Source organism: Ferroglobus sp., from assembly GCF_015521575.1.
In the GTDB taxonomy this organism is placed as follows: Archaea; Halobacteriota; Archaeoglobi; order Archaeoglobales; family Archaeoglobaceae; genus Ferroglobus.
The window spans coordinates 1-4,180 of record NZ_WANY01000111.1 but is presented as its reverse complement, the minus strand read 5'-3'; the positions used below and the strand labels follow the sequence as shown (position 1 = coordinate 4,180).

At 41.5% G+C, this 4,180-nt stretch carries 5 protein-coding genes; 4 read left to right on the top strand and 1 reads right to left on the bottom strand.

The window, feature by feature from the left end:
- Positions 1 to 458: 458 nt before the first annotated feature.
- Genes radA through F7C14_RS04600 form a run of 4 tightly spaced genes read left to right on the top strand, consistent with a single transcriptional unit; the run spans position 459 to position 4,003 of the window.
- Entirely contained in the window at positions 459 to 1,481 is a 1,023-nt protein-coding gene (gene radA, locus F7C14_RS04615; protein ID WP_290900312.1) for a DNA repair and recombination protein RadA, read from the top strand.
- A 35-nt stretch (positions 1,482 to 1,516) separates the two neighbouring features.
- Complete coding sequence (locus F7C14_RS04610; protein WP_290900309.1) at positions 1,517 to 2,329, top strand: ATPase domain-containing protein; 813 nt, start codon at positions 1,517 to 1,519, stop codon at positions 2,327 to 2,329.
- Entirely contained in the window at positions 2,319 to 2,666 is a 348-nt protein-coding gene (locus tag F7C14_RS04605) for a hypothetical protein (RefSeq protein ID WP_290900306.1), read from the top strand. Before F7C14_RS04610 ends, F7C14_RS04605 begins: the two co-directional genes overlap by 11 nt.
- Complete coding sequence (locus tag F7C14_RS04600) at positions 2,666 to 4,003, top strand: hypothetical protein (RefSeq protein ID WP_290900304.1); 1,338 nt, start codon at positions 2,666 to 2,668, stop codon at positions 4,001 to 4,003. Before F7C14_RS04605 ends, F7C14_RS04600 begins: the two co-directional genes overlap by 1 nt.
- On the opposite strand, the gene F7C14_RS04595 is transcribed toward F7C14_RS04600, so the two are convergent.
- On the bottom strand, positions 3,986 to 4,180 hold a 195-nt coding region (locus tag F7C14_RS04595), incomplete at its 5' end, for a hypothetical protein (protein WP_290900301.1). The genes F7C14_RS04600 and F7C14_RS04595 overlap by 18 nt on opposite strands.

Sequence of the window (4,180 nt, the reverse complement as noted above, 5' to 3'; positions counted from 1 at the left end):
GGTTTGTTCTTGCAGCACCTTAGAATTTCTTTGATGATGGATTTCGTTATTTGCCGCCTCTCTTATCGTGTAAACTCTTATTAGCTCGTTTTTCTCAATGTTCACAGCTGAGAAAATGTAATATCGCTTCTTATTTGCTTTAACAACAGCTTCATCCAACGCAATCAGATACCTCCTCTTTTCAGTCGAAATTTGTAGTTTCGCTTCAAACTCCTTTATTCACTTCCAAACTGTTGCGTTAGACTGGATGAAGCTCCAAGAGGATTTTACAGTTCTTCTTGTTGGCGAAGTTTGAATGTCTGCTGCCATTCCGGGGATTCTGATCTCTGTCGGAGACAAAAGAAGTTAATCTCCTCTATTAGTTCCTTTGGCTTCATCAAAAATAGAATTCTGGAAGGGCGAAGTTCATGGTACATCACCAGAAAGTATTTAAAAAACTCAATTGAAGCTTATGCAATATGGCTAAGGATAACAAGAAAGAAGAGAAGGGTGAAAAAAGCGAGGAAATTGTAGAGGAATCGTTTAGAGAAATAGATCTTGAAGAGTTACCAAATGTTGGACCTTCAACAGCTGAAAAATTAAGGGAGGCTGGTTATTCGACGATAGAAGCTATTGCAGTTGCTTCTCCTCAGGAGTTAAGCTCAGCAGCAGACATTCCGGAAAGTACCGCAGCAAAGATAATTGCCGCAGCGAGGAAGTTCGCTAATATCGGTGGATTCGAAACGGGTTTGACGATCCTTGAGAGGAGAAGGAACATAGGTAAGATAACCACTGGAAGCAAAGCTCTTGACGATTTGCTCGGAGGAGGAGTGGAAACTCAGGCAATTACCGAGCTTTTTGGTGAATTTGGAAGTGGGAAAACACAAATTTGTCATCAGCTGGCTGTTAATGTTCAACTTCCTAAGGAGAAGGGAGGGCTTAATGGAGTTGTGGTCGTCATAGACACGGAGGGAACGTTCAGACCGGAAAGAATTGTTCAGATGGCTAAAGCTAAAGGTCTCGATCCGGATGTGGCTCTGGAAAACATCTACGTTGCTCAGGCTTACAACTCCAACCACCAGATGCTTTTGGTTGACAACGCTAAGGAGTTGGCAAACAAGCTGAGAAAGGAAGGGAAGCACGTAAGGTTACTCGTTGTTGATTCGCTCACAGCTCATTTCAGAGCGGAGTACATAGGGAGGGGAACGTTAGCTGACAGGCAGCAAAAACTGAACAGACACCTCCACGATTTGCTTAGATTTGGAGAGTTGTTTAACGCAGCTATAGTCGTTACAAACCAAGTCATGGCTAAGCCGGATCAGTACTTCGGCGATCCGACGAAACCCGTTGGAGGACATATTGTGGCGCATACGGCAACTTTCAGAGTTTACCTGAGGAAGAGTAAAGGAGAGCTGCGAGTTGCGAGGCTTATCGACTCTCCTCACTTGCCAGAGGCTGAGGCGGTGTTCAAAATAACGGAACGTGGAATAGAGGACAAGTAAACTTAATATACTTTTGAAAATCATTGAAATTTGACATGAGAATTAAGAGCGGAATTTACGGTTTAGACGAGCTGCTTGGCGGGGGGTTTCACAGTAACTCCGTTGTTGTGGTAGTTGGGACTTCTGGCACTGGAAAAACGATCTTTTCCCTTCAAACGCTACTTGAAGGATTAAGAAACGGAAGCAGAGGAATTTACATTTCTTTCGAATTCGGAGAGAAGGAGGTTATAAGGCTGGCAAAATCTCTCGGCTGGGATGAGATAGAAGACCACATCAATAACGGGGAGCTTGAGGTTAGGAATTTCTACGCTGAAAACGTTTCACTTTTAAGCACGGATTTGGTCTCCATCGTTAACGGAGCGTCAAAAGCGGACAGAATCGCTATAGATTCTTTTACCCCTCTAATCTCTCCGATCGACATAAATGCGAGGAGAGACGTGAACTGGCTTTTTAGCAAGCTCAGAGAAAAGGAACTGGCGGTAGTGACGGTTGAGGAACCATTAAGCGGTGATCTTGGAAGGGCTGACGTGTCGATTCCAGTGTTTTTAGCGGACACCGTAATAAACCTAAAAAATCTTGGCTATGGTGAGCCGTTCAACAGGACTATTCAGATAATTAAGCATCGAGCCTCTTGGCATGCAGAGGGTGTTTTTCCCTACAAAATTCTTCCGGGTCTTGGAATCGTTGTCGAAGGGTACGAAATGGAAGAAGAGAAGGTTGAAGAAATCCTCAAAAAGTTTGGGGAGCTTCCAGAGAACATCAGGAAATTAGCAGAAGAAATAGCGAAAATAGCTGGGAAAGACGCGGAGAGGTACATAAAATTGCTGATAGAGAGGTATGAGATCTAAAATAGCGGGAATTCTTGAGCCGATAGCCGAAGACGAGGCTATTGCCGGAGTTGTTCTTTACAGAATAGATGGGACTCTAATCTATTCCAAGCTTAAAAGAGACCCGAAGCTCGTTTTGGCTTTGCACAACCTTGAGGAACAGATAAAAAGCATGCTTTATTATATATTTACGAGAAACTTAAAAGACTCGATAATAGAAACCGGGGACTTTCGCTTCGATTTGAGACCGATCTCGAAGACTCTCGTTCTCGGAATAATTTCCTACCCTTCCCACTATCACAAGCTTGATGTAGATATCAAAACAATAATAAATAACCTGAGAAGTTACTTGTTCTAATGGAAGCAGAAATAGTAACTGTTCCAGGAACGAAAGCTGCTATTGTTAATAGACTGCTTCAAAAAAAATTTGAAAGGATTAAATTCAAACCGGACTTCGCTTTAATATTTATCACTTCAAGATTATATGGTGAACATAAACATGTTCTCGATTTTATAAAAAATTCACTTAAATGCAGGTCAGCAGCTTTCTTCATAGAGGGGTACGGGGGAGAGGAAGGAACATGGGCGCAGGGTGTTGCAATTGCTTTATTCAGCGGAGACGTTGGAATTTTTCAGACTGGGAAGGGACACATCATCGAAGAGCTCGAAAGCGTAGGAAGAAAGCTCAGGAGTTACGATGCGGCTATGGCGATATATCCACTATCTTATTTTCCATCAAGATTTGATCTTTTAAAGTTCATTCGTGAAGAACGAAAGCATTCATCGGAATATGGTAAATGCGAGAATAATGAATGTAAGGAAAAAGTATTGACATCTTTTTCGGAATATCTGATAGAAAATCGCCTGATTATGCCGGCAAACGAAGTTATGAAAGCTTTATCTGTTGCAGAAATTCCCGTTGCTGGAATAAATCTCTTTCCGATGGAGGCTCGCTTTGACACTCCGAAAATCTTTAAGGATTACAACGAAATAGGCAGGAACGCTCTCGTTCTTGGATTTAAGAACGCTAAGGTTCACTTCCACGAAATTTATCCAGAAAGAGGCAAAAGCTTTGAAGAAACTCTGGAGATTTTGAAGAGCGTTCTGCAGGTTAAAGAGGTTACAAGCGTTGTCAAAAAGGGGGTTGCAATAGGTGAAGTTGGGGGAATGAAAGTCGTTGATTACGCGAGGAAGTTTATGTACATGGAGGAAATGACCGAGGAGAAATTCGTTTCCGGTATTGAGCGAGGAGAGATCATCACGTACTCCCCTTACGCTCTGGCTTTTGTAAGTAAAGAAACTCACGGTGTTGCCGGGTTGGGGATCGCAAATGTACCAGTTTCAATATATCCTTCAGTTTTCTCTCTTGATATATTTTATGATGAATGTGTAATGGTGGGCGAAATATTTAGAGGAGGTATTCAAAAATTTGCGGAAGTTAAAGATTTAAAAACTGACGCACGTGTGAGGTTTTATTTCATTGATGCCAATACAATTTTAGCTTTTAGGGGTAATATTGATGAAATCACTAATGCAATTAAAGCTGAGGAAATTAAGGGAACTGAATGGTTAGTATTATATGTAACACCCCCTTCAGCGTATTTGCCATTAAAAAGTAAGAACTATCTTTCGGAGATCAATAAAGATATTATGTATTTTGGCTCTGGAACGAATTTGCTATTCGAAATAAAATAATATTACGTGCACTACTGTGAAGAAGAAACCTGCATAGACTGTCAGCTGAACACTTTTAACGAGTTCGAAGTCGATAACCCAATTTCGCTTGGAGTTTTTGATGAAGTAGTAAATTGGAACGAGAGCGAAAACAATCGGGAAAACTGGAGAGATTTTTGTGTTCTTCAGTAGAAATAG